This window comes from Antarctobacter sediminis (assembly GCF_019218285.1).
GTDB lineage: Bacteria > Pseudomonadota > Alphaproteobacteria > Rhodobacterales > Rhodobacteraceae > Antarctobacter > Antarctobacter sediminis.
Genome location: NZ_JAHUZG010000005.1, coordinates 126005 through 149382, shown reverse-complemented (window position 1 = coordinate 149382; position 23378 = coordinate 126005). Strand labels below are relative to the sequence as shown.

Sequence of the window (23378 nt, the reverse complement as noted above, 5' to 3'; positions counted from 1 at the left end):
CCAAGAAGAAGCAGCAGGTCGCGCGCCTGTCTGACGCAAGGAAAAGACACATGGCACTTGTATTCGCCCCTCAACCAGCACCTACCGTTGCCGTCGCCGGAAGTGACGACCGCATCCCGGTGCGGCGCATCTTTTGCATCGGGCGCAACTATGCCGCCCATGCCCGCGAGATGGGTAAGGACCCGGACCGTGATCCGCCGTTCTTTTTCCTCAAGCCCGCCGATGCAGTGGTCGAGGACGGCGCGACGGTGCCCTATCCGCCGCAGACCGAGAATTTCCACTACGAGGCCGAGCTGGTGGCGGTGATCGGCACCGGTGGCGTGGACATCCCCGAGGAAAAGGCGCTGGACCATGTCTGGGGTTATGCCGTGGGCAATGACCTGACGCGCCGCGACCTGCAGCTGAAGGCCCGCGAACAGGGCCGCCCCTGGGATCTGGGCAAGGGTTTTGACCGGTCGGCACCCATCGCGCCGGTGCATCCGGTCGCCAAGGTGGGGCATCCGTCCAAGGGTTCGATCAAGCTGATGGTGAACGGTGAGGTCAAGCAGGATGCGGATCTGGCCGAGCTGATCTGGTCGGTGCCCGAGATGATCTCGATCCTGTCGCACTCTTTCGAGCTGAAGCCCGGCGATATCATCATGACCGGCACGCCTGCCGGTGTTGGCCCGCTGCAAGAGGGGGATACCTGCGTGGTCGAAATCGAAGGGCTGGGCACCTGCACCACGATCATCGGGTCGCGCGCATGAGCCTGAAACTGCACAATTTCTTTCGCTCCTCGACCTCGACCCGGCTGCGTGCCGCGTTGAACCTCAAGGGGTTGGATTACGACTATGTGGCCTATGTCCTGCGCAATGGCGAGACGCGGACGCCGGACTATCTGGCAAAGAACCCGCAAGGGCTGGTGCCCTCGCTGGAATTGGAAGACGGCACGACTCTGATCCAGTCGCTGGCGATCATCGAATGGCTGGAGGAGACCCACCCAGACCCCGCGCTGTTGCCCGCCGATCCGCTGGGGCGGGCGCGGGTGCGCGGGCTGGCCTATATGATCGCCTGCGAGATCCACCCGCTGAACAACCTGCGGGTGCTGTTCCGGCTCCGCGACCAGTTCGGTGCCGATGAAGAGTGGCAGAGGGCTTGGTTCACCCATTGGGTGCGCACGACCTTTGACGCGCTGGAACAGGCGTTGCAGGATCCGGCCACCGGCACCTATTGCCATGGCGATACGCCGGGGTTGGCCGACCTTTGCCTTTACGCGCAGGTCTGGAACAACAAGCGGTTCGAGGTGCCGGTCGAAGACTGGCCGACCATCGCGCGCATCTTCGAGGCGCTGGATGCGCTGCCTGCCTTCCGCAACGCGGCCCCGCCCAACCAGCCCGACGCGGCCTGACCGGTATTTCCAAGGAGGAGAGAAATGGACAACGCAATGCAACCGGAGGACACGCCGGAACTGCGCGAGTTGTACAAGGGGTTCGAAGACAACCACTTGAACCCGCTCTGGACGCAGACCGGCGACCTGATGCCCCTTCACCCCAGGCCCAAGGCGGTGCCGCATGTCTGGCGTTGGGCGGATCTGCTGCCTCTGGCGGAACGGTCGGGCGAGTTGGTGCCGGTGGGCCGGGGCGGCGAGCGTCGCGCCATCGGGCTGGCCAATCCGGGTCTTGGTGGCCGCGCCTATGTCAGCCCGACGCTCTGGTGCGCGATCCAGTACCTGTGCCCCGGTGAGAACGCGCCGGAACACCGCCATTCGCAAAATGCCTTCCGCTTTGTGGTCGAAGGCGAGGGGGTCTGGACCGTGGTGAACGGCGACCCGGTGCGCATGTCGCGCGGCGACCTGCTGCTGACGCCGGGCTGGAATTTCCACGGCCACCACAACGTTGCGACCGAGCCGATGGCCTGGATCGACGGGCTGGACATTCCGTTCAGCCAACAGATGGACGTTGGGTTCTTCGAGTTCGGGGCCGAGCGCGTGACCGACAATGCCACGCCCAACTACTCGCAGGGGGAACGCCTGTGGTGCCATCCGGGACTGCGCCCGCTGTCGCAGTTGCAGGATACCGTGTCCTCGCCCATCGGGGCCTATCGGTGGGAGTTCACCGACCAGGCGCTGACCCAGCAGTTGCTGCTGGAAGATGAAGGCAACCCTGCCACTGTCGAACAGGGCCACGCGGCGATCCGCTATGTGAACCCGACTACGGGCGGCGACGTGATGCCGACGATCCGCTGCGAATTCCATCGCTTGCGGGCCGGGGCCGAAACGCCCGAACGGCGCGAGGTCGGCTCCACCGTGTTCCAAGTCTTTGAGGGGCGCGGTGCTGCGGTCATGGGGGGCGAGACGCACAAGCTTGAGAAAGGCGACATGTTCGTGATCCCGTCTTGGGTGCCTTGGTCCTTGCAGGCGGAAACGCAATTCGACCTGTTCCGCTTTTCGGACGCACCAATCATGGAGCGGCTGAATTTCATGCGGACCATGGTCGACGGGCAATGAACCTGACCGAACAAGAGGCCGCCGCGCGGGAGGCCCTGCGTGCTCGGCAAGGGGCAGGGGCGCGCTATGACGCGCCCTCGGCTCCGGCGGAGGCGCTGTTGCTGGCCCGTCGCGGTACGGCCTATTTCGCCCGCAAGCTGACGGAATTGCCCGACGCTGACCTGACGGGGCCAAGCTTGCGGCCGGGCATGTCGCGTGCGGCGTTGATTGCCGAGACCGGATATCATGCGCGGGCCATGGCCGAATGTCTGGCGGCGGCGCATTCGGGCAAGCCGGTGAAACTGGACGCTCTGGGCGGCGCGACCGAGGCAGAGATCGCACTGGGCGCGACATTGCCCGCGCGGGCGTTGCGCAGTCTGATCCACCATGCGGCAGTGCATCTGGACGTGGAATGGCGTGATCTGAGCGACGCGGCTTGGGACGTCGCGCTGACCCCCGATGAATCGGTCACGTTGCGAGACACTCCGCTGATGCGGGCGCGCGTAGTCTGGCAAGCGGCTGTCGATCTGGGCAACGGCGGACGTATCCTTGATCTGCCCGAGGCGCTGAGGGCCTAGAGAACCACACCTTTTCGTGAAGGCGCGACGGAACGCCTGAGATGCTGCGTATCACCCGGACACCAATGTGACACGGGACCGGGACGCGCGCGATTATGAAACGGATTACGGAACTATTGGTGGCCTTGGCTGTCCTTGCCTCGGCCACCTACTGGATTTTTGGCGACAGCCTCTTGCCTGCCATTGTCGGCGAAGGGGCGGCGTCGGTCACAACGGGACCGGCCCCTGCCACCAGCGGGGCTCCGGGACGCGGCAGCCGTTCGGCCACCGTCACGCTGGAAACCGTGAAGGCCGAACCCTACTCGCTTGTGTTCGAGGCCGTGGGCACGGTCGAGGCGGTATCGCGCGTTGCCATCGTCTCGGAGGCAAGCGGGCGCGTGGACGAGGTTCTGGTCGCGCCGGGCGATCAGGTCACGGCAGGGCAACCGATGTTGCGGCTGGATCAGAGGGCGCAAGAGCTGGACCTTGCGACCGCCCGCGCCCAGCTGGCCGAAGCCGCCGATACGCTGGACCGATTGCAGCAACTCAGCGCCTCCGGGTCCGTGGCGGTCACGTCGGTTCAGGTCAAAGAGGCGCAGACCGCGGTGAAACTGGCCGAGGTGGCCGTTGAAATCGCCGAGTTCGAGCTGGACCAGCGCGTTGTCAAATCGCCGATCACCGGCGCTGTGGGCCTGATCAAAGCCAACAAGGGCGACTACCTGTCAACCGGGATCGAGATCGCGACGGTCAGCAAGCTGGACGCGCTGAAGGTTGGCTTTGCCCTGCCGGAAAGCGCGGTGGCGATCCTTGAGCCGGGTCTTGCGGTGGATGTCTATCTGCCTTCCCGTATCGGGCAGGCCTTTGCAGCCACGGTTTCGGCCATCGACACGGAAATTGATCCCGACACGCGCCTGATCGATGTCGAGGCCCGCCTGCAAGGCGACATTTCGGGGCTTCGTCACGGCATGATCGCCAATGTGGTTCTGGCGCAGGAGCAGCCGCCGCTGCCCGCGGTCCCGGCCTTGTCGATTGCATGGAGCCGCGAAGGGGCTTCGGTCTTTGTTGTCGAGGACGGTGGCGCAAGGCGTGTGCCGGTGACAATCCGGCATCGGCTGGATGATCGTGTCTGGGTCCGCGGGGAACTGGGCGACGGCGACCGGATCGTTGTCGAGGGGGTGCAGAAGGTGCGCGAAGGCGGTCAGGTGCAGACGGCACAGGCGCGTCCAGCCCGGTCGGAGGGCGCGGACAATGACTGAGTTCAGACGCACATCGGGTCTTTCGGGCCTGTTCGTCGCCCGGCCGGTTCTTGCCGTGGTGCTGAACCTCCTTATCATTATCGCTGGTGCGGCGGCCCTTCTTGGCGTTGACATCCGCGAGATGCCGGATGTGGATCAGCCGGTGCTCTCCGTGCGCAGCAGTTTCGACAATGCCGCGCCCGAAACCGTCGATGCCGAGGTGACAGCCGTTCTGGAAGATGCCTTGAGCGCGCTGGAAGGCGTGGTGGCGATCTCCTCTCAGTCGAGTTTCGGCAGTTCTCGGATCACGCTGGAACTGTCGTCTTCCGTCGACATCAACACCGCCGCGAACGAAGCGCGCGAAATCGTGTCGGGCCTTGGCCGGGATCTGCCCGAAGACGTCGATCCGGAGGTCAGCAAGAATGACTCCGACGCCGATCCGATCATCCGGTTGGCGCTGTTCGGCGCGGCCAGTCTTGAGGATCTGTCGATCCTTGCCGAGGGGCGCATTACGGACCGGCTGGAACGTATCGATGGTATCGCTTCGCTGGAAGTCGCCGGGGCGCAGGTGAATGAATACCTCGTACGGGTCAATATGACCGCGCTGACCGGGCGCGGGTTGACGATACAGGATGTGTCACAGGCGCTGGCCACACTGGACAGCAGCGCCGCGCTGGGCACGCTGGAAAGCAACGACCAGCAACTGACCCTGAAACTATCGACCGAGGATGTGCTGGTCGAGGACATCGCGGGGCTGCGTATCGACCAGTACACCCGGTTGGGCGACGTTGCGCTGGTTCAACTGACAGCGGTCGACCGGACCGTGTTTTCCCGTGTGAACGGCGAAACGGCCGTGTCGGTAAATATCATCCGGCAATCCGTGGCCAATACGCTGAGCATCAGCCAAGAGGTTCGCGATGCCGTGGCCGAACTGCAAAAGGAACTGCCAGAGGGGGTGCAGCTGGTCATTACCGCCGACGACGGCGTCTATGTCGAACGGGCATTGCAGGAGGTGCTGACCTCGATCCTGCTGGCGGTCGTGATCGTCGTCCTTGTTCTTTATGCCTTTCTGCGGTCGTGGCGGGCGACCTTGATCCCGGCACTGACGATCCCGGTTGCCCTGATCGGCACGCTGGCGGCAATCTGGCTGGCAGGTTTTTCGGTCAACACCATCACCTTGCTGGCCCTTGTTCTGGCGACGGGCATGGTGGTGGATGATGCCATCGTCGTCGTGGAAAACGTCGTCCGCAAACGCCAAGAGGGGCTGGGCCGGTTTGCCGCCGCCGCAGAGGGCGCGAACGAAGTGTTCTTTGCCGTGATTTCGACCACGGCCACCCTTGCTGCGGTCTTTATTCCGATTTCATTCCTGCCGGGGCAGGCCGGGGGCATCTTTCTGGAATTCGGCTTTGTTCTGGCGTTTTGCGTTTTGGTGTCATCTTTCGTCGCCCTGACATTGGTTCCGATGCTGGCGGCCACGCTGGATCCGGGCAAGTCCGGCACGACCCCGCCCCCGGCAGGGGAGCCGCGCCCGGGCTGGGCGGCACGCGGCTTGTTGTGGCTGGTCGACCGGGCGCTGGCCTTTCCGGTGCTTGTGCTGGCGCTGGCGATCAGTTTCGGACTGTTTTCCTTTGCGATTTACGGATCGCTCAGCACCTCTCTGACACCGAACGAGGATCGGGGTGCTTTCATGATCGCCGCCCGCGCGCCTTCGGGGGCATCGTCAAGCTTTACCGATCAACAAGTGCAGAAGATCGAGGCGCTGGTCGCGCCCTATGTCGACAGCGGCGAAGTCGCGGCTGTGCAATCCATCGTCGGCTTTGGCGGAGGCACCTCGGCCTTCGTGATCGTTCGTCTGGCCGACTGGGCCGAAAGGGACCGCAGCCAGCAAGAGATCATGGCCGAACTCACCCCGCGTCTGAACGGGATCACCGGGTTGACTGTCTTTGCCCGGTCGCCCAACAGCCTTGGCATTCGCGGCGCGGGGTCGGGCCTGACCGCTGCGGTCACGGGCACCGATCCCGATCTGCTGGTGGCAGAGGCCGAAAAGCTGGTGGCGGCCATGCAGGCGCAGCCCAAGATCTTTGGCGCTCCGCAGTTGAGCGAAGAATCCTATGTCCCGGAAATCCGGGTCACCATCGACGCGGACCTTGCCCGGGAACACGGCCTGACCACCGCCGAGATCGACGCCACCATCAGCGCGATGACCAGCGGTCTTGAGCCGGCGGAGGTCTTTCTGGACGGCGAGGAAATCACCGTCCGGGTCGAACCGGGCGGGCGACCGATCAATGATCCCAACGATCTCAACCGGATTTCGCTACGTAGTGCCTCGGGCAGTTTCCTGCCTTTGTCCAGCGTTGCGCAATTGGATCAGGTCGCAGGTCTGTCTCGCGTCAGCCGCGAAGGCGGCAACCGTGCGGTGGCCATTCGGGCGATCTTGCCTGCGGGTGTCGATCTGGGCGAGGCCGCCGAGGCGCTGCAATCACTGGCGCGCGAGGTGCTGGACGACGAGGTGCGCCTGGTCTTCACCGGCGAGGCGTCAAGCCTGGAAAGCTCGGAGGCCGGGACCTACATGGTCTTCGCCATCGCCTTTCTTGTGGTCTTGCTGGTCCTTTCGGCCCAGTTCGAAAGCCTTGTTTCGGCAGCGGTTATCATGCTGGCGGTGCCTTTCGGGCTGGGGGCGGCCTTGATGGCCATTGCGCTGACCGGGGGCAGCCTGAACTATTACAGCCAGATCGGGCTGGTTTTGCTGATTGGTATCATGGCCAAGAACGGCATTCTGATCGTCGAGTTTGCCAACCAGCTGCGCGAAACGGGCGTTGCGGTGCCGCAGGCGATCCGAACGGCGATGCGGCTGCGGTTGCGGCCGGTGATGATGACCATGGTTTCGACCGTTCTGGGGGGCGTGCCACTTGTGATTGCCAGCGGGGCCGGGGCCGAGGCGCGGATCGCGGTGGGCTGGGTCATGGTGGGCGGACTGGGCTTTGCGACCGTGTTTACCCTGTTCCTGACGCCGGTACTTTATCGCCTGCTGGCGCCTATGGCCCCGGTGCCCGGCACGCCGTCCCGCCGGTTGCGGGCAGAACTGGTTTCGGCCTGAGGGTATGGGCGTGCCCGGTTCCCCTCGGGGCCGGGCGCATCCGCGTCCCTTGCGTCTTTTCGGAGCATTTATCGTCACAGGTGGCGTTGATTTTCCTCGGGGGAATGGAAATTCAGCCGGTGCGCACATAATCTTGTGCGGATCATTCGAGGACATCCGGGCAAACCAGTGAGCAGCAAGTCGAATCCGAACTATTCCGCGCCGGCGCTTGAAAAGGGGCTGGACATCATCGAACTGCTTTCGGCGCAGGAAACCGGCTTGACCCAATCCGAAATCGCCCGCGGCCTTGGCCGTTCCGTCGGCGAGATCTTTCGCATGCTGATCGTCTTGCAGGACCGTGGGTTCGTGGCTCAGGATCCGCTGTCGGATCGCTATTCCCTGACCACATATATCTTTGAAATCGCCCACCGTATTCCGGTGGTTGGCCGTCTGACGGCGGCGGCGGGTCCGCCGATGCGCGAATTGTCTGCCAAGATCAACCAATCGGCGCATCTGTCGATCCTCAGCGGCACCGGTGTCCTTGTGATCGGTCAGACCAATTCACCGGGCAACAACGTGATGGCGGTGCGTCTGGGGGCGCAGATCGACCTTTGGCGCGCCTCGTCGGGGCGGGTGATCCTTGCGTATCAGCCCAAGGAAGAGGTGCGGCGCCTGATGAAAGAGGTTCCGATCCCCAAGGACAGCAGCGCGGAACAGATCCTTGAGGAGCTGGCCCAAATCCGGGCAGGGGGGCTTGAAGTCCGGGACAGTTTTGTTGTGCGCGGGGTGGTCAATATCTCGGTCCCGATCATCGACCATTCGGGACAGGCGGTGGCCGCGCTCACCATTCCCCATATCGAACGCTATGGCGAACCGATCAGTTTTGAGACCTGTAAAAGCGAACTGGCGGCGACGGCGGCCCTCTTGAGCAAGACGCTGGGAGGGCAACCGCCGGAGGTTAGCTGAGGTCCAGTGGCGTTGCAGGCGTTTTCATGCTGTCGAAACAGGCTTCGACCAAGGCCATGGTCTGATAAGCATCCTCGATCCCGGAAAACAGGTGGTCGTCCTCACCGGCGGCAAAGCGCTGGACGTTACGCATCGGCCCCATGAAACTTTCGATAAACCAACTGCCGTCCAGCGGCACTTGCTCCCAGTCGCCTCCGTTTCGGCAGAACCACAATTCGTCCGCCTCGCCGTTGGGATAGTCGAAACAGACCCCCAGCTTGACCATCATCGCGCCTTCGGTGCCTTCCAGCCGGAACCACGCGGATTGAAATTTCCGCCCGGACTGGTGGTTATGGTTGATCGACATCACACCGCGCAGCCGGTCCCCGTAATCCATGATAACCGTGGTGCGGGTCTGCGCGAATTCTTCGGCGCGCGGGTCGCGAAGCGATCGGGCAAACACTGCGTCCGGATTACCGGCAAGCGCGCGGATCGTGTCGAGATAGTGGATCGAATGCACCGCGATCTCGACCCGGTCCATGGGGATGAGAAAGGGGAAAAGGGTCCATGGGGTGAAGATGTTGAGGTGAACCTCGATCTCCAAAAGGTCACCGATCAGCCCCTGTGCAATGGCCTGCCGGGCGGCCATCATCATCGGTGAATAGCGCAGTTGGAAATTGATCGCTGCCTTGAGCTTTTTGTCCCGGCAGATCTGACGGATGGCGCGTGCCTGTTGCAGGTCCGCGCCCATGGGTTTCTGGATCAGCGTGGCTGCGCCGTCGGGCATTTGTTCCAGGATCCCGGCGATGGCCTGCGGCGGCACAGCAATATCATAGACGACATCGGTCCCACAGGTCGCAACGACCTCTGCCACGCTGCCATGTACCGCGGCGATCCCATAGTCGCGGGCAAGGCTTTCGGCGCGCTCGGCTTGCAGATCCGTGACGCCTGAAACTGTCAATCCGGCCTTGGCATAGGCGGGCAAATGGGCGTCTCGAACAATGCCGCCGGCACCTATGATGACAATGGGGCGGGGCGCTCTGGGAGCTGGCCAGCTTTGCGAAATGTCCCGAATCATGCCGTGTTCCCCTTCATTTCGACCATCAGGATGTGTTCGCAGTACATTACGGTGCTGCCGTCCTGCTTTCGGGTTTCGGTGATCTCGACCACCTTGCCAAAGCCCTTGCGTTTGGCATCCGGTGTCATCTCGCCGATTGTAACAACCGTGTGGATCGTGTCGCCGATGTGAACCGGCGTAGGAAAGCGCAGCTTTTCATAGCCATAGGTGAAGGCCCGCGGATTGATCTGCGTGGCGGTCAGACCGACGCCGATGGCGAAGGTCATGGTGCCATGCGCGATGCGCTGACCAAAGGGCTGCGTCGCGCACCATTCGGCATCCATGTGGTGCGGAAAAAAGTCTCCGGTGTGCCCGGCATGCACAACAAAATCCGTTTCCGTGATCGTTCTGGCCAGCGTCTTTCGCTGCTCCCCCTGAGTGTAGTCCTGAAAAAACTGTTCTTTTTCCATAGCTTGCTTCCTTGGTCGGCCAATTTATTTTATATGTACAAAACTACTTTACATATGAAAAGTGCTAATGCTACGACTTGGGCCATCAGCCGGAGGAGGGCAAACATGGCAGAGATCGGGGTTCATGCACGCGGGGTGCCGGGGGTGCCGGAGGCACATGCCCAGATCCCCGTCTGGAATTCCGAGAACTGGTTTTTCGAGGATTTCGAGGTGGGCGACCGCATCCGTTCGATCCGCCGCACGATCTCGGAAGGCGAGTCGATGCTGTTCAACAGTCTCGTGATGGATCACCATCCCTATGTCAGCGATCAGGAGTTCGCCGCGCAGGAGGGCGTCTTTGGCAAGCGGCTGGTCGCCGGGGCCATGGTGTTTTCCTACGGGTTGGGATTGGCGGCGACCAACTGCCTGAATTCTTTTTCCTACGGCTATGATCGCCTGCGGTTCATCAAGCCGGTCTTCATCGGAGACACGATCTACACGATCCGCGAGAACCTCGCGAAAGAACGCAAGGATGACCGCATGGGCAAGGTGCGGGTCAGCTATTCGGTCTACAAGGGCAAAGGTGAACTGGTGCTTTATTGCGAGCACCTGATGACGGCGCTCTATCGCACGGCGAAGGAGGCGCAGGATGCCTGACAAGATCACCCTGCGTGGCATGACATGGGATCACAGCCGGGGCGTCGATCCGATGCTGGCTACGTCGGCGGAATTTGCCAAGGCTCATCCCGGCGTAGAAATCCTGTGGGAAAAGCGGTCGCTTCAGGCTTTTGCCGACCGTCCGATCGCCGAGATGGCGCGCAGTTACGACCTGATGGTGATCGACCATCCCCACGTGGGCGAGGTCGCCGGGGCGGGGTATCTTGTGGCGCTCGATACGCTGGGGCGGGACGCTGATCTGGCACAGCTGGCCGCTCAATCCTTGGGTGTGTCCCATTCGTCTTACCAATTTGACGGCCACCAATGGGGGCTTGCCATCGACGCGGCCACGCCGGTTGCTTCGTTCCGCCCGGACCTGATCGAAGAGGCTCCGGCCCGCTGGGACGATGTCATGATGCTGGCCGGTCAGGGCAAGGTGGCGCTGGCGCTGATCCCGATCAACACTTTGATGACCTTTTTCGGGCTGGCCCGGAATCAGGACATGCCCGTGGCCGAGACAGCGGACCGCCTGATGGACCGGACGGCGGCGCGACAAGTGCTGGACATGCTGCGCGAACTGGCCGCCAAGGTCGATCCGCGATGCCTGAAACTGGATCCGATCGGGGTGCTGGAATGGATGGGGCGCACCGCGGATGCACCCGCCTATTGCCCCTTTGGCTATAACTATACGAATTACAGCCGCGACGGATATTGCCGTTTTCCCATTGTTTTTGCCGATGCGCCGGGCGTGGGTGGAAATGGTCCGCGCGGCACCGTGATCGGTGGCACCGGCATCGCGATTTCCAGCCAATGCAGGCACATCGACGTGGCGGCCGATTATGCCTTTTGGATCGCCGGGGCCGAATGCCAGTCAGGTCTGTTTTTTGATGCAGGCGGTCAACCGGGCAACGCACTGGCCTGGGAGGCAGAGCGCACAAATGCGGCCTCGCGCAATTTCTTTCGCAACACGCGGCGGACCTTGGACACCGCTTGGCTCCGGCCGCGCTATGACGGCTACATGGGGTTTCAGGACCGGGGCGGGGACATCCTGCACGCTTGCCTGCGGGGGGAAACCGATGCGTCGCAAACGCTGGATGCCCTTGACGCCGCGTATCGCGAGAGCCGGGCATGAAGGTGCTGCCGCAATCCGAAAGGCCGCTGGACGGGCTGGTCGTTGTCGATTTCAGCCAGTTCCTGTCCGGGCCGCTTTGCGGTCTGAAACTGGCCGACCTTGGGGCGCGTGTCATCAAGGTCGAACGCCCCGGCGTAGGCGATCTTTGCCGCAATCTCTATTTGTCGGACACGGATATCGACGGCGACAATTCCCTGTTTCACGCGATCAACCGCAACAAGGAAAGCATCACCGCCGACCTGCGTGACCCCAAGGACCGCGCCGCACTGACGGCTCTGATCCGGGGGGCGGACGTGATGATCCAGAACTTTCGTCCCGGTGTGATCGAACGGCAAGGCTTTGGCTATGAGACGGTGCGCGAAATCAATCCGCGCATCATCTACGGCTCGATTTCCGGCTACGGCGAGGAAGGACCGTGGAAGGATTTGCCGGGGCAGGATCTGTTGGCGCAGGCCCGGTCGGGGCTGCTGTGGCTGACCGGCAGCGCCGATCACGCGCCTATGCCGATGGGGCTTGCGGTGGCCGATATGCTGGCGGGCAACGCGCTGGCGCAGGGCATTCTGGCGGCGCTGGTCGGGCGCGGCATCCACGGGCGGGGGGCGCATGTGCAGACCAGCCTTCTGGAGGCGATGATCGACTTTCAATTCGAAGTGCTTTCGACCCATTTGAACGATGGCCATCGCCTGCCGCAGCGCAGTGCCGTGAACGGGGCGCATGCCTATCTTGGCGCGCCTTACGGCGTCTACCAAACGCGGGACGGGTTTATCGCGCTGGCCATGACGCCGTCGCTGAAGGTGCTGGCCGACCTGTTGCAGGTTTCGGGACTGGACCACTGGTACGACGATCCCAAGGCCGCAATGGCCGACCGCGATACCATCAAGGCGATCCTTGCGGCACAACTGCGGACCCGCGACACCGCCGACTGGCTGGCGGTGCTCCAACCGGCGGACATCTGGTGTTCCGAGGTGCTGGACTGGGCCGACCTGCGCCAGACCGAGGCCTACCGCCTGCTGGATCTGGAACAGACGATCATCCGCAACGGCTCGGTCCGGCTGGAGACGCTGCGCTCGCCGATCCGGATGAACGGCGCGACGCTGAAATCGGATCGCGCGGCGCCCGAGCTTGGGCAAGACACGCAGGCGGTGCTGGACCGGCACCGCACGGAGGATGCGACAGAATAACGGTCAATTTTCCAGGGAGGACCAAATGACCAGAATGACTTTCAGAAAGCTGCTGACCGCTACGGCGCTAAGCGGCATCGCCGCCACCGCAGCCATTGCCGAGGACGTGGATTACGGCAGTTTCGAGGGCTATACCCTGCGGGTCAAGCTGATCGGCGGCGCCCAGTACGAACCGCTGTATGCGCGCATCGCGGAATGGGAGGCAATGACCGGCGCCAAGGTGGACGTGCTGTCGCGCAAGAACCACTTTGAACTGGACCGCGAGATCAAACAGGACATTGCCGCCGGAACACTGGATTGGTGCGTGGGATCGAACCACACCAGTTTCGCGCCCCAGTACGGCAGCATCTACATCGACCTGAACGGCGTCATCGGTGAAGCGACCCTAGCCGAGTTTCAGGAACTGGCGCTGAAAAACTCGACCGTGGATGGCCGGCTGGTGCAATTGCCGCGCCATTCCGACATTTCCAACCTTTTCTACAAGAAATCCGTCTTCGAGAACGAGGAAAACAAGGCCGCCTTCAAGGCTGAATACGGTTACGATCTGGCACCGCCGGAAACCTTTGATCAGATGAAGGATCAGGCGATCTTTTTTGCGGATGCGCCGAATTTCTACGGTACGCAATTCGTCGGAAAGGACGAGGCGATCACGGGCCGTTTCTACGAAATGCTTGTGGCCAACGGCGGGCAGTTGTTCGACGAGGACTGGAACCCGACATTCAATTCGCCCGAAGGCGTGAAGGCCGTGGAATGGTTCAAGGAACTGTATGACGCACAGGCTGTGCCGGCCGGCTCGCTGAATTACCTTTGGGACGACACCGGGCTTGGTTTTGCTTCGGGCACTGTGGCGCTGAACCTCGACTGGGCCGGTTGGGCGTCGTTCTTCAACGATCCGGCGAATTCCAAGGTGGCCGGGGACATCGGCCTTGTCCGTGCGCCCAAGGGCGACGGCGGTGTGCGGTCGGGATGGTCTGGCAGCCATTCCTTCTCGATCACTTCGAGCTGTGACAATGTCGATGCGGCGGCGTCTTTCGTCACCTTCCTGACCAATCACGACAGCCAGATGATCGAAGCCACCGCTGGGCTGCTGCCAACACGGGCAGCGGTCTGGGGAGATGCCAAGGCCAAGTTTGCCGCCGATGGCAATGATTTCCTTGTCGAGGTCTTTGAAACCTACGCGCAATCCATGGCCGAGGATGCCTTTACCCCGCCGCTGATCGCGCCTTGGATCGAGGTCTCGAACGAGATCTGGCCGCGTCTTCAGGCCGCCATCCTTGGGGAAATGACCCCGCAGGAGGCGCTGGACGAAGCCGCCGAAGACGCCCGGATTGTCATGGAAGACGCGGGATATCTCTAAGCGGGCATCGCGGCCCGGGGTGCGGGCCTGTCCGGTCCGCATCCGTTCTGACCTGTCTCGAAACATCACGGCGATCTTACCATGACGCGCAAAGCTCCCCCGTTCTGGCAGCGGGAGAAATATACGCCATACCTATTGTTGCTGCCGGCTGTGCTGACGCTTTTGTTCGTCGTCCTGCTGCCGCTGCTTTTCTCGCTCTATACCAGTTTTACCGGCTACCGCCTGATCCGGCCGGACAGCCTGTACCAATGGGTCGGCTTCCGGAACTACGAACGGATCTTCGGGGACGAGGACTTCTGGATTGCCTTCGGGCGGACGATCATCTTCTTGACCATTGCCCTGAACCTCGAGTTCCTGCTGGGCCTTGGGATTGCTCTGCTGATCAACAAGATCACATGGGGGCAGCGCACTCTGCGCACGATCATGATGTTCCCGATGATGTTTTCGCCCATCCTTGTGGGCTATCAGTTCAAATTCGTCTTCAACGACAATATCGGCATTCTGAACAACGCCTTGCAGGCGCTTGGGCTCAGCGACGGGGCGATTGCCTGGCTGGTTGACAAATACCTTGCCAATTTCGCGATCATCTTTGCCGAAGTCTGGATGAGCACCTCGGTCTTTGCCATTCTCCTGCTTGCGGGCCTGTTTGCGATGCCGCGGGATCCGCTGGAGGCCGCCAAGGTGGACGGTTGCACACCTTTCCAGGTGTTCCGCCATATCACGCTGCCGTTTCTGATGCCTTTCGTCTTTATCGCCATGACCATCCGGTCGCTGGACGTGGCGCGGGCCTATGACATCGTGGACGTGATGACCGGGGGCGGCCCCGCAGGCCGGACCGAGCTGCTTTGGACGCTGATCGCCCGCACCGGCTATGACAACGCCCGGATGGGGCAGGCCAATGCCATGGCCTATGTCTCGATCCTGCTGTCCATCGCCTTCACCTACTACTTCTTCACCAAGCTGATCGCGGCCCGGAAATACATGGGAGGGGCAGAGTGATGAGCAGTGCCTTGAAGAAACGCATGGGCGCCGCCGCCCTTTGGGTCCTGACCTTTGTCCTGATGGTCATCATGTGTGTGCCGGGCCTTTGGGTGGTCTTGACGGCCTTTCGCCCCAACGGCGAAGTGCTGGCCAAGCCGCCGGTCTGGATCCCGCAGAACCCCGGGCTGGACAATTTCGCCAAGATTTTCGGGTTCGGCGCCGATCAGGTGGCGATCCCCGTGCCAGCCTATTTCGCGAATTCGATCATCATCGCGCTGACCTCGACGGCCATCGCCCTGTTGATCGGCATGTCGGGCGGCTATGCCTTTGCCCGCTATCGGTTCAAGTTCAAGAACGGCCTGTTCCTTGGCCTGATGCTGTCGCGCACCGTGCCCGGCATCGCCCTGTCGCTGCCGGTCTTCATGATCTGGAGCCGCATCGGCCTGATCGACGCCAAGATGGGCCTGATCATCGTCTACGTGGCAATGAACGTGCCCTTCACCATCTGGCTGATCGACGGGTTCTTTCGGCAGATCCCCAAGGAAATGTCCGAGGCCGCGCAGATCGACGGCTGTACCCGCTGGCAGGCCTTCTGGAAAATCGAGTTTCCGCTGGCCAAGTCCGGCATCGCCAGCGCGGGCATCTTTGCCTTCCTGACAAGCTGGAACGAATACGCGCTGGCGTCGAACCTCACGCGGTCGACCGACAGCAAGACCCTGCCCGTGGGTCTGATGGATTTCACGGCGCAGTTCACAATCGACTGGGCAGGCATGTCCGCCATGGCGGTGATCATCATCGTCCCGGCGCTGATCCTCACCTTCCTCGTGCAGAAACACCTGATCGCCGGCCTGACGTTCGGCGGGGTCAAAGGATAAATCATGGCTGAAATCACCCTCAGGGACGTCGTCAAGAGCTACGGCAAGGTCAAGGTGGTGCATGGCATCAACCTCGACATCGCCCACAATGAATTCGTCGTGCTGGTCGGTCCATCGGGCTGCGGCAAATCCACCACGCTGCGCATGATCGCGGGGCTCGAGGACATCTCGGACGGCTCGGTTTCGATCGGGTCGGAGGTGGTGAACGACCTGCCCCCCCGCAAGCGCAACATCTCGATGGTGTTCCAGAACTACGCGCTTTATCCGCATATGTCGGTGCGTGAGAACCTTGGCTTTGGCCTGAAGATCGCCAAGCAGGATGCGGCCACCATCACCGAGCGCGTGGACGAGGCCGCCGAGATCCTCGGTCTGGACGAGTTGATGGAACGCACCCCGGCCGAACTGTCGGGCGGGCAGCGGCAGCGGGTCGCCATGGGGCGCGCCATCGTCCGCCACCCCGAGGCCTTTTTGTTCGACGAACCCCTGTCGAACCTAGACGCCAAGTTGCGCGTTCAGATGCGCACCGAGATCAAGAAGTTGCACCAGAAGGTCAAGACGACCGTGGTCTACGTCACCCACGATCAGGTCGAGGCAATGACCCTTGCGGATCGGATCGTCGTGATGCGCGGCGGCTATATCGAACAAGTCGGCACACCGATGGAGGTGTTCAATCATCCGGTCAACACCTTCGTGGCCAGCTTTATCGGCTCGCCGCCGATGAACCTCTTGCCGGCCACCATCCGGAACGGGGCCGTCGAGTTCAAGGACGGCAAGGCGCTGCCGGTGCCGGCTCGTCTGGCCGCGCGGGTGCAGGAGGGGCAGGAGGTCATCTTTGGTCTGCGGCCCGACGACCTGACGCCGGTGGGGCATGGGATTGCCGAAACCGGTGAGCGGGCCCGCATGACGCTGGAGGTGGCCCTGTCCGAACCGTTGGGCACGGAAACCATCCTGTACACCTCGATTTCGGGGCAAGAGGCGCAGGGCAAGATGTTCGGTCCGCGTGATGTGCAACCGGGTGAGGTGCTGGAATTCGACGTGGCTTTGGAAAAGGCGCATCTGTTCGATGCGGCCACCGGCAAATCGGTGAGGTTGGACTGATGGCACGTATCGTCAAGGCAGAGGTGCTGATGGTCGACCTTCAGCCCCAGGTCGTTCGCACGGACGCGATCCAATCCTTCGTCAGTCAGGAAACGCCCTTTGTCCGTCTGACCGATGCGGATGGCGTGGTTGGGACGGGCTATTCCTACACCATCGGCACCGGTGGCCCCGCCGTCATCAGCCTGCTGCGCGACACCTTGCTGCCGCGTGTCATCGGACGCGAGGCCGAAGAGATCGAGTCTCTCTGGCGCGACCTGTTGTTGGCGACCCATGCCACCGCGGTTGGCGCGATCACATCGCTGGCGCTGGCGACGGTCGACACGGCCCTGTGGGACCTGCGCTGCCTGCGGGCGCGGCAACCGCTTTGGCGCATGGCGGGCGGGGCCAAGCCCAGCGTCCCGCTGTATTCGACCGAAGGCGGCTGGCTGCACATCGAAACAGAGGCGCTTGTGGCGGATGCGCTGGACATGAAGGCGCGCGGCTTTGCCGGGTCCAAGATCAAGATCGGCAAACCCACGCTGGCGGCGGATCGCGAACGGCTTGCGGCGGTCCGGGCCGCGGTGGGCGATGACTATTCGGTGCTGGTTGACGCCAACCAGTCCTTTACCCTGTCCGAAGCCCGCCGCCGCGCCGACATGCTGGCCGAGTTCGACATCGGTTGGTTCGAAGAGCCGATGCCGGCCGATGACGTTGGCGCCCATGCGGTGCTTGCGGCCGGTTCGCCGGTCCCGATTGCGGTGGGCGAAAGCATGTATTCGCTGAGCCAGTTCAAGGATTATCTTGCGATGGGCGCGTGCAGCATCGTGCAGGCCGATGTGGCCCGCATCGGCGGCATCACGCCATGGCTGAAAGTGGCGCATATGGCCGAGGCCTTCAATGTCTCGATCTGCCCGCATTTCCTGATGGAATTGCACGTGAGCCTGACCTGTGCCGTGCCCAATGCGCCGATGCTGGAATACATCCCGCAACTGGACGAGATCGCCCATTCGCGGCTGGACATCCGGGACGGGCGGGCACATGCGCCGGACGCTCCGGGGCTGGGTATCGACTGGAACTGGGACGCGATCAATGGCCGTGCGGTCGCGGGCCTCAGCGCGCAGATCGGGGGCTAGGTCATGGAACGAATGGCGATGGTCATTGGGATCAAACCCGAGAAAATCCCCGAATACAAACGGCTGCACGCCGAGACATGGCCCGAGATCCTGCAACAGATTTCGGACTGCAATATCCGCAACTACTCGATCTTCCTGCGCGAGCCGGAAAACCTTCTGTTCGGTTACTGGGAATACCACGGAACCGATTTCGCCGCTGATGCGGCCAAGATGGCGGCGGACCCCAAAACGCAGGAGTGGTGGGCGATCTGCATGCCCATGCAGGCTCCGCTGAACACCCGCGCCGAGGGCGAGTGGTGGGCAATGATGGAAGAGGTTTTTCACCATGACTGACAATCGCCTGCCCCAATTGCAGGGCTGCTATACCGGCGTGATCCACGACGTGCTGCGGGCCATGGGGCAGCGCAATTTCACGCTGCCGCCACGTATTACGCCCTTGCAGCCGGAAATGACGCTGTGCGGTCCTGCCTGGACCGTCGAAGGCCGTGTCGACGAGGCCGCCGACCCGCATGAAACCTTGCTGGCCTGGACCGGGCTGCTGTCCAAGGCCAAGCCGGGCCATATCTGGACGGCCCAGCCCAATACTTACCAGATCGCGCAGATGGGCGAATTGTCGGCCGAAACGCTGGAGGCCAAGGGGGTGCTGGGCTGCGTGCTGGACGGTGCGCTGCGGGATGCGAATTTCATCCTTGAACTGGGGCTGCCCTGCTGGCGGACCCACCATACGCCGCGCGACGTGGTGGGGTTCTGGATGCCCACCGCAAGCGAGATCGACATCATGATTGGCGAGGTGCTGATCCGCCCCGGTGACTGGCTGCATGGCGACCGCGACGGGATGGTCTGTATCCCGGTCGAGATCCTTGACGAGGTGATCGAGAAATCGCTGACCGCCATGCAGACCGAAAACATGGTCCGCACGGCCATCCTTGCCGGAACGGATCCGCAAGAGGCCTACCTCAAGTATGGCAAGTTCTGAGATGCAGATCACGGCGTTGGACATACGCTGTTGTCGGGCACCGGGCGCCTTGGCGCCGGATGCCCTGCGCAAGGGTGATGGCGACGACGGGTTGGAATTTCTTGTCTACACACTGCACTGCGCCGATGGCGCCAGCGCGTCGATGTTCGGCTTTGCCGGGCGTTCGGCGCGCGGGGCAGGGCACATGGCGGCGGCGTCTCTGCGCCCGTTCCTGATCGGGCGCAACGCATTGGACCGCGAGGCGATCTGGCAGGATTGGCGCGTGGCCGACCGATGGTGGCATCACCTGCCGTTCTACCTGTATGGCCCCTTGGACACCTGCCTGTGGCTGGTGGGGGCGCAGGCAGCGGGGCAACCGCTGTGGCGCTATATCGGCGGCGCGCGGCGTGAGGTGCCGGTCTATGCGTCCTCGCTGGTTCTGCCAGACGCGCAGGCCTATGCCGACGAGGCGCGGGCCGTGCAGGACGCGGGATTGCGGGGGTACAAGATCCACCCGCCCGGGCAGTCGCTGGGCGAGGACATCGAGATCCACGAAGCCGTGCGCGATGCGGTCGGCCCGGAGTTTCCGCTGATGTCCGACCCGGTGGCCTGCTACACGTTGGAAGAGGCGGTCCGCCTTGGCCGGGTGCTGGAACGGCTGGATTACCTCTGGCTCGAAGAACCCTTGCCGGATGAGCATTTCGGCGCGCTCAAAGAGCTTGCACGCGTTCTCGACATTCCGGTCGTCGGCACCGAGGTGCTGACCCGTCATCCCTATTCCGTGGCCGAATGTATCGCCGACCGGGTGGTCGATGCGGTGCGCGCCGATGTCAGCTGGTCCGGCGGTGTGACCGGGGCCTTAAAGACCGCCCGTCTGGCCGAGGCTTTTCACGTGAACTGTGAACTGCACACGACGATCTTTCACCCGCTGGAAATGGCCAATCTGCATCTGGCAGGGGCCATGTCGAATTGCAGTTTCTTCGAGGTCCTCTGGCCTTTGGACCGGTTCGACTTTGGTTTGGCCGGCGGGCTTCCGATCCATCAGGGCATGGCGCGGCTTGGCGATGCGCCGGGCTTGGGCGCCGCGCTGGATTGGGAGTTCATCGACCGCTGCACGATAGAGGAACTTTGACATGACCCAAACCGATGACAGGCTGCTTTTGTTGAATCCGGCCGACACGGTGGTGGTGGCGCGCTGTGCCATCGCCGCGGGTGAAACGCTGTGGCTTGGCGGTGTTCAGATCACCTTGGACCGCGCTGTGACGCTGGGGCACAAACTGGCGTGCCGGGCCATGTCTCCCGGGGGAAAAGTCCTGAAATACGGCGTGCCCATCGGATCGGCGACCACGTCCATCGCGGTCGGTGATCACGTGCATCTGCACAACATGAAAAGCGACTACACCCCCACCTACGCCCTGACAGAAGACGGAAAGATCGCATGAACCTGCAAGGGTACCTTCGCAAGGATGGCCGTAAGGGCATCCGCAATTATGTCGCCGTGGCCTATCTGGTGGAATGTGCCCACCACGTCGCCCGCGAAATCGCGCTGCCCTATCGGGATCAGGCCCATGTGATCGGCTTTCCGGGGTGCTTTCCCAATGAATACGCCCAGATGATGATGGAACGTCTGTGCAGCCATCCCAATGTGGGCGCGGTCCTGTTGGTCTCGCTTGGCTGCGAAAGCTTTAACCGCATGCAGTTGGAACAGGTCGTCCGCGACAGCGGGCGCCCGGTGGAAACGCTGGTGATTCAGAAGGTCGGCGGTACGAAAAGCGCCATCGAGGCGGGGCAGCGATTTGTGCGCGCCGCCATAGAGGAGCTGGACCAGACGCCGCGCGTGCCGATGGATGTGGGCGACCTTGTGATCGGCACGGTCTGTGGCGGGTCGGACGGGACCAGCGGCATCTCGGGCAACCCGGCCACCGGCCGCGCCTTTGACACATTGGTCAAGGCCGGTGCCACCTGCATTTTTGAGGAAACGGGCGAACTGATCGGCTGCGAAGACATCATGTCCGCCCGTGCTGCAACGCCGGAACTGGCGGTGGAACTGCGGGCATCGGTCGAAAAGGCCGCCCGCTACTATGCCGAGTTGGGATATGGCAGCTTTGCCTCGGGCAACGCGGATGGCGGACTGTCCACCATCGAGGAGAAATCCATGGGGGCCTATGCGAAATCGGGCGCATCGCCCATTTCCGGGCTCATCAAGCCGGGGGACATTCCGCCCAGGCCGGGCCTCTACCTGATGGACGTGGTGCCGGACGGGCCGGTGCGTTTTGGGTTTCCCAACATCTCGGACAATGCCGAGATCGTCGAGATGATGGCCTCGGGTGCGCATATGACTGTCTTTGTGACCGGGCGCGGATCGGTCGTGGGATCGGCGCTTGCACCGGTCATCAAGGTGGCGGCGAACCCGGACATGTATGAGCGCCTGCACGAAGATATGGACGTGAATGCGGGGCGCATCATCCGCGGAGAGGCCGGGCTGGACGAGATCGGCGCCGAAATCGTGGACCAGATCACGCGCGTTGCCGCCGGCGCGCCGACCAAGTCCGAGGCGCTGGGCCACGCGGAATTCATCCTGACCTACAAGAGCTTTGAGCCCATCGGGCCGGCTTGCCTGCCAATCTGAACGGGAACACCACATGAAACGACTGACCGGAAAAACCTGCCTTGTGACGGCAGCGGGGCAGGGTATCGGGCGCGCCAGCGCGCTGCGGATGCATGAGGAGGGCGGCAGGGTCTTTGCCAGCGACGTGAACCGCGATGCGCTGGTGGAACTGGCCGGGCTTGGTCTGGAAACCCTGCATCTGGACGTGCTGGACCCGGTCTCGATCGCTGCTGCACTGGAAGCAACGGACGGTGTGGACGTGTTGTTCAACTGCGCGGGTTTCGTGGCCAATGGCACCATCCTTGATTGCGACGAGGATCAATGGGCCTTTTCCTGCGATCTCAACGTCACGTCGATGTACCGGATGTGCCGTGCCTTTCTGCCCGCGATGCTGGAACGTGGCGGCGGGTCGATCATAAATGTGGCCTCGGTTGCCTCGTCGATCATCGCGGCCCCGAACCGCTTTGCCTATGGTGCGACCAAGGCGGCGGTGATCGGCCTGACGAAATCCATCGCTGCCGATTTCATCACGCAAGGCGTGCGTTGCAACGCGATCTGTCCCGGTACGGTGGAAAGCCCTTCTCTGGAACAGCGTCTGCGCGACACCGGCGACTATGAAGCCGCCCGAACAGCCTTTATCGCGCGCCAGCCGATCGGTCGGATCGGAAAGGCCGAAGAGATCGCCGCGCTGGCCGCCTACCTTGCATCGGACGAATGCGGATACACCACCGGACAGGCGCATGTCATCGACGGCGGCTGGGCCAATACATAAGGGAATAACGCTATGAAACTTCTCAGATTTGGCCCCGACGGCGCCGAGAAACCAGGTATTCTTGACGGCGAGGGCGTGATCCGCGACCTGTCTGGCGTGGTTCATGATATTGCGGGGGACACCCTGTCCGCGGCCGGCCTCGCGCAGATCGCGGCGACCGACCTGTCGCAATTGCCCGCAGTGCCTGCCGAAACGCGGCTTGGCCCTTGTGTGGCAGGCACCGGCAAATTCATCTGCATCGGGCTGAACTACGCCGATCACGCCGCCGAAAGCGGGCTGGACGTGCCACCCGAACCTGTCATGTTCATGAAAGCGACCAGCGCGATTTGTGGCCCGAATGATCCGATCATCATTCCGCGCGGATCGGAAAAGACCGATTGGGAGGTCGAACTGGCCGTCATCATCGGCAAACGCGCCAAATACGTCTCCGAGGCGGAGGCGATGGACTATGTCGCGGGCTATGCCGTGACCAATGACGTATCGGAACGCGCGTTCCAGATTGAACGTTCGGGGCAGTGGACCAAGGGCAAAAGCTGCGACAACTATGGCCAGATCGGGCCTTGGCTGGTGACGCGGGACGAGGTCGCGGACCCGCAGAACCTGCGGATGTGGCTGACCGTGAACGGCGAGACCAAACAGGACGGATCGACCGCCACGATGGTTTATGGCGTGGCGCATCTGGTCAGTTACCTCAGCCAGTTCATGTCGTTGCAGCCCGGTGACGTGATTTCGACGGGGACACCTCCGGGGGTTGGCATGGGGCAGACGCCGCAGCAGTACCTGCGACCCGGCGATGTGGTCGAACTAGGCATCGAAGGCCTGGGCCAGCAGCGGCAGACCGCCATCGCGGACCCGGAATAGGAGGCG

Annotated in this window: 24 protein-coding genes; 22 read left to right on the top strand and 2 right to left on the bottom strand. The window is 62.6% G+C overall.

The genetic code is table 11. From position 1 onward, the window contains the following. Window positions 1–50 precede the first annotated feature (50 nt). The 7 genes from KJP30_RS21225 (at window position 51) to KJP30_RS25195 (ending at window position 8298) form a co-directional block, all read left to right on the top strand. The gene (locus tag KJP30_RS21225) at window positions 51–746 is read left to right on the top strand and encodes a fumarylacetoacetate hydrolase family protein (RefSeq protein ID WP_218451373.1); all 696 of its coding nucleotides are present in this window, start codon (window positions 51–53) and stop codon (window positions 744–746) included. Then, window positions 743–1387, top strand: a complete 645-nt coding sequence (gene maiA / locus KJP30_RS21220; RefSeq protein ID WP_218451372.1) for a maleylacetoacetate isomerase — start codon at window positions 743–745, stop codon at window positions 1385–1387. Before KJP30_RS21225 ends, maiA begins: the two co-directional genes overlap by 4 nt. A gap of 24 nt (window positions 1388–1411) precedes the next feature. Then, window positions 1412–2485, top strand: a complete 1074-nt coding sequence (locus tag KJP30_RS21215; RefSeq protein ID WP_218451371.1) for a cupin domain-containing protein — start codon at window positions 1412–1414, stop codon at window positions 2483–2485. Then, entirely contained in the window at window positions 2482–3042 is a 561-nt protein-coding gene (locus tag KJP30_RS21210) for a maleylpyruvate isomerase N-terminal domain-containing protein (protein ID WP_218451370.1), read from the top strand. The genes KJP30_RS21215 and KJP30_RS21210 overlap by 4 nt, the downstream gene beginning before the upstream one ends. 95 nt (window positions 3043–3137) lie before the next feature. Continuing rightward, on the top strand, window positions 3138–4277 hold the full coding sequence (locus KJP30_RS21205) for an efflux RND transporter periplasmic adaptor subunit (protein WP_218451369.1): 1140 nt from the start codon (window positions 3138–3140) through the stop codon (window positions 4275–4277). Then, complete coding sequence (locus KJP30_RS21200; RefSeq protein ID WP_218451368.1) at window positions 4270–7353, top strand: efflux RND transporter permease subunit; 3084 nt, start codon at window positions 4270–4272, stop codon at window positions 7351–7353. The genes KJP30_RS21205 and KJP30_RS21200 overlap by 8 nt, the downstream gene beginning before the upstream one ends. A 168-nt stretch (window positions 7354–7521) precedes the next feature. Continuing rightward, complete coding sequence (locus KJP30_RS25195; RefSeq protein ID WP_218451367.1) at window positions 7522–8298, top strand: IclR family transcriptional regulator; 777 nt, start codon at window positions 7522–7524, stop codon at window positions 8296–8298. Here the strand turns inward: KJP30_RS25195 and KJP30_RS21190 are convergent. Continuing rightward, window positions 8291–9355 carry a Gfo/Idh/MocA family protein gene (locus KJP30_RS21190; RefSeq protein ID WP_218451366.1) on the bottom strand — a complete coding sequence of 355 codons (1065 nt, stop codon included), beginning with the start codon at window positions 9353–9355 and terminating at the stop codon, window positions 8291–8293. The genes KJP30_RS25195 and KJP30_RS21190 overlap by 8 nt on opposite strands. Beyond that, complete coding sequence (locus KJP30_RS21185) at window positions 9352–9804, bottom strand: MaoC family dehydratase (RefSeq protein ID WP_218451365.1); 453 nt, start codon at window positions 9802–9804, stop codon at window positions 9352–9354. The genes KJP30_RS21190 and KJP30_RS21185 overlap by 4 nt, the downstream gene beginning before the upstream one ends. Before the next feature lie 105 nt (window positions 9805–9909). Between KJP30_RS21185 and KJP30_RS21180 the strand changes: the two genes are divergently transcribed. From KJP30_RS21180 to KJP30_RS21110, 15 genes are all read left to right on the top strand, one after another. Then, window positions 9910–10440, top strand: coding sequence for a MaoC family dehydratase (locus KJP30_RS21180; RefSeq protein ID WP_218451364.1), 531 nt, complete (start codon window positions 9910–9912; stop codon window positions 10438–10440). Continuing rightward, a complete protein-coding gene (locus KJP30_RS21175; RefSeq protein ID WP_218451363.1) occupies window positions 10433–11572 on the top strand; it encodes a type 2 periplasmic-binding domain-containing protein in 1140 nt (379 codons plus the stop codon). Before KJP30_RS21180 ends, KJP30_RS21175 begins: the two co-directional genes overlap by 8 nt. Next, window positions 11569–12753 carry a CaiB/BaiF CoA transferase family protein gene (locus KJP30_RS21170; protein ID WP_218451362.1) on the top strand — a complete coding sequence of 395 codons (1185 nt, stop codon included), beginning with the start codon at window positions 11569–11571 and terminating at the stop codon, window positions 12751–12753. The genes KJP30_RS21175 and KJP30_RS21170 overlap by 4 nt, the downstream gene beginning before the upstream one ends. Before the next feature lie 25 nt (window positions 12754–12778). Beyond that, complete coding sequence (locus tag KJP30_RS21165) at window positions 12779–14110, top strand: ABC transporter substrate-binding protein (protein ID WP_218451361.1); 1332 nt, start codon at window positions 12779–12781, stop codon at window positions 14108–14110. Between the two features lie 81 nt (window positions 14111–14191). Beyond that, window positions 14192–15109: a carbohydrate ABC transporter permease gene (locus KJP30_RS21160; RefSeq protein WP_218451360.1), complete on the top strand. Its 918-nt coding sequence runs from the start codon at window positions 14192–14194 to the stop codon at window positions 15107–15109. Further along, window positions 15109–15966 carry a carbohydrate ABC transporter permease gene (locus tag KJP30_RS21155; RefSeq protein WP_218451359.1) on the top strand — a complete coding sequence of 286 codons (858 nt, stop codon included), beginning with the start codon at window positions 15109–15111 and terminating at the stop codon, window positions 15964–15966. The genes KJP30_RS21160 and KJP30_RS21155 overlap by 1 nt, the downstream gene beginning before the upstream one ends. Before the next feature lie 3 nt (window positions 15967–15969). Continuing rightward, window positions 15970–17064 carry an ABC transporter ATP-binding protein gene (locus KJP30_RS21150; protein WP_218451358.1) on the top strand — a complete coding sequence of 365 codons (1095 nt, stop codon included), beginning with the start codon at window positions 15970–15972 and terminating at the stop codon, window positions 17062–17064. Further along, window positions 17064–18176 (top strand): mandelate racemase/muconate lactonizing enzyme family protein, encoded by a 1113-nt coding sequence (locus KJP30_RS21145; protein WP_218451357.1) that lies wholly within the window; start codon window positions 17064–17066, stop codon window positions 18174–18176. The genes KJP30_RS21150 and KJP30_RS21145 overlap by 1 nt, the downstream gene beginning before the upstream one ends. A gap of 3 nt (window positions 18177–18179) precedes the next feature. Beyond that, window positions 18180–18509, top strand: a complete 330-nt coding sequence (locus KJP30_RS21140; RefSeq protein ID WP_218451356.1) for an L-rhamnose mutarotase — start codon at window positions 18180–18182, stop codon at window positions 18507–18509. Continuing rightward, window positions 18502–19152, top strand: a complete 651-nt coding sequence (locus tag KJP30_RS21135; protein ID WP_218451355.1) for an RraA family protein — start codon at window positions 18502–18504, stop codon at window positions 19150–19152. Before KJP30_RS21140 ends, KJP30_RS21135 begins: the two co-directional genes overlap by 8 nt. Next, entirely contained in the window at window positions 19139–20263 is a 1125-nt protein-coding gene (locus tag KJP30_RS21130; RefSeq protein ID WP_218451354.1) for an enolase C-terminal domain-like protein, read from the top strand. Before KJP30_RS21135 ends, KJP30_RS21130 begins: the two co-directional genes overlap by 14 nt. Before the next feature lies 1 nt (window position 20264). Continuing rightward, window positions 20265–20573 (top strand): UxaA family hydrolase, encoded by a 309-nt coding sequence (locus tag KJP30_RS21125; RefSeq protein WP_218451353.1) that lies wholly within the window; start codon window positions 20265–20267, stop codon window positions 20571–20573. Then, the gene (locus KJP30_RS21120; RefSeq protein WP_218451352.1) at window positions 20570–21760 is read left to right on the top strand and encodes a UxaA family hydrolase; all 1191 of its coding nucleotides are present in this window, start codon (window positions 20570–20572) and stop codon (window positions 21758–21760) included. The genes KJP30_RS21125 and KJP30_RS21120 overlap by 4 nt, the downstream gene beginning before the upstream one ends. A gap of 13 nt (window positions 21761–21773) precedes the next feature. Next, on the top strand, window positions 21774–22511 hold the full coding sequence (locus tag KJP30_RS21115; protein ID WP_218451351.1) for an SDR family oxidoreductase: 738 nt from the start codon (window positions 21774–21776) through the stop codon (window positions 22509–22511). A 12-nt stretch (window positions 22512–22523) separates the two neighbouring features. After that, on the top strand, window positions 22524–23372 hold the full coding sequence (locus KJP30_RS21110; protein WP_218451350.1) for a fumarylacetoacetate hydrolase family protein: 849 nt from the start codon (window positions 22524–22526) through the stop codon (window positions 23370–23372). Window positions 23373–23378: the final 6 nt, after the last annotated feature.

Excerpts from the sequence above, each read along its gene's own strand:
- KJP30_RS21225 (WP_218451373.1), top strand. The coding sequence starts at position 51 with ATGGCACTTGTATTCGCCCCTCAACCAGCACCTACCGTTGCCGTCGCC.
- maiA (WP_218451372.1), top strand. The coding sequence starts at position 743 with ATGAGCCTGAAACTGCACAATTTCTTTCGCTCCTCGACCTCGACCCGG.
- KJP30_RS21215 (WP_218451371.1), top strand. The coding sequence starts at position 1,412 with ATGGACAACGCAATGCAACCGGAGGACACGCCGGAACTGCGCGAGTTG.
- KJP30_RS21210 (WP_218451370.1), top strand. The coding sequence starts at position 2,482 with ATGAACCTGACCGAACAAGAGGCCGCCGCGCGGGAGGCCCTGCGTGCT.
- KJP30_RS21205 (WP_218451369.1), top strand. The coding sequence starts at position 3,138 with ATGAAACGGATTACGGAACTATTGGTGGCCTTGGCTGTCCTTGCCTCG.
- KJP30_RS21200 (WP_218451368.1), top strand. The coding sequence starts at position 4,270 with ATGACTGAGTTCAGACGCACATCGGGTCTTTCGGGCCTGTTCGTCGCC.
- KJP30_RS21190 (WP_218451366.1), bottom strand. The coding sequence starts at position 9,355 with ATGATTCGGGACATTTCGCAAAGCTGGCCAGCTCCCAGAGCGCCCCGC.
- KJP30_RS21185 (WP_218451365.1), bottom strand. The coding sequence starts at position 9,804 with ATGGAAAAAGAACAGTTTTTTCAGGACTACACTCAGGGGGAGCAGCGA.
- KJP30_RS21180 (WP_218451364.1), top strand. The coding sequence starts at position 9,910 with ATGGCAGAGATCGGGGTTCATGCACGCGGGGTGCCGGGGGTGCCGGAG.
- KJP30_RS21175 (WP_218451363.1), top strand. The coding sequence starts at position 10,433 with ATGCCTGACAAGATCACCCTGCGTGGCATGACATGGGATCACAGCCGG.
- KJP30_RS21170 (WP_218451362.1), top strand. The coding sequence starts at position 11,569 with ATGAAGGTGCTGCCGCAATCCGAAAGGCCGCTGGACGGGCTGGTCGTT.
- KJP30_RS21165 (WP_218451361.1), top strand. The coding sequence starts at position 12,779 with ATGACCAGAATGACTTTCAGAAAGCTGCTGACCGCTACGGCGCTAAGC.
- KJP30_RS21160 (WP_218451360.1), top strand. The coding sequence starts at position 14,192 with ATGACGCGCAAAGCTCCCCCGTTCTGGCAGCGGGAGAAATATACGCCA.
- KJP30_RS21155 (WP_218451359.1), top strand. The coding sequence starts at position 15,109 with ATGAGCAGTGCCTTGAAGAAACGCATGGGCGCCGCCGCCCTTTGGGTC.
- KJP30_RS21150 (WP_218451358.1), top strand. The coding sequence starts at position 15,970 with ATGGCTGAAATCACCCTCAGGGACGTCGTCAAGAGCTACGGCAAGGTC.
- KJP30_RS21145 (WP_218451357.1), top strand. The coding sequence starts at position 17,064 with ATGGCACGTATCGTCAAGGCAGAGGTGCTGATGGTCGACCTTCAGCCC.
- KJP30_RS21140 (WP_218451356.1), top strand. The coding sequence starts at position 18,180 with ATGGAACGAATGGCGATGGTCATTGGGATCAAACCCGAGAAAATCCCC.
- KJP30_RS21135 (WP_218451355.1), top strand. The coding sequence starts at position 18,502 with ATGACTGACAATCGCCTGCCCCAATTGCAGGGCTGCTATACCGGCGTG.
- KJP30_RS21130 (WP_218451354.1), top strand. The coding sequence starts at position 19,139 with ATGGCAAGTTCTGAGATGCAGATCACGGCGTTGGACATACGCTGTTGT.
- KJP30_RS21125 (WP_218451353.1), top strand. The coding sequence starts at position 20,265 with ATGACCCAAACCGATGACAGGCTGCTTTTGTTGAATCCGGCCGACACG.
- KJP30_RS21120 (WP_218451352.1), top strand. The coding sequence starts at position 20,570 with ATGAACCTGCAAGGGTACCTTCGCAAGGATGGCCGTAAGGGCATCCGC.
- KJP30_RS21115 (WP_218451351.1), top strand. The coding sequence starts at position 21,774 with ATGAAACGACTGACCGGAAAAACCTGCCTTGTGACGGCAGCGGGGCAG.
- KJP30_RS21110 (WP_218451350.1), top strand. The coding sequence starts at position 22,524 with ATGAAACTTCTCAGATTTGGCCCCGACGGCGCCGAGAAACCAGGTATT.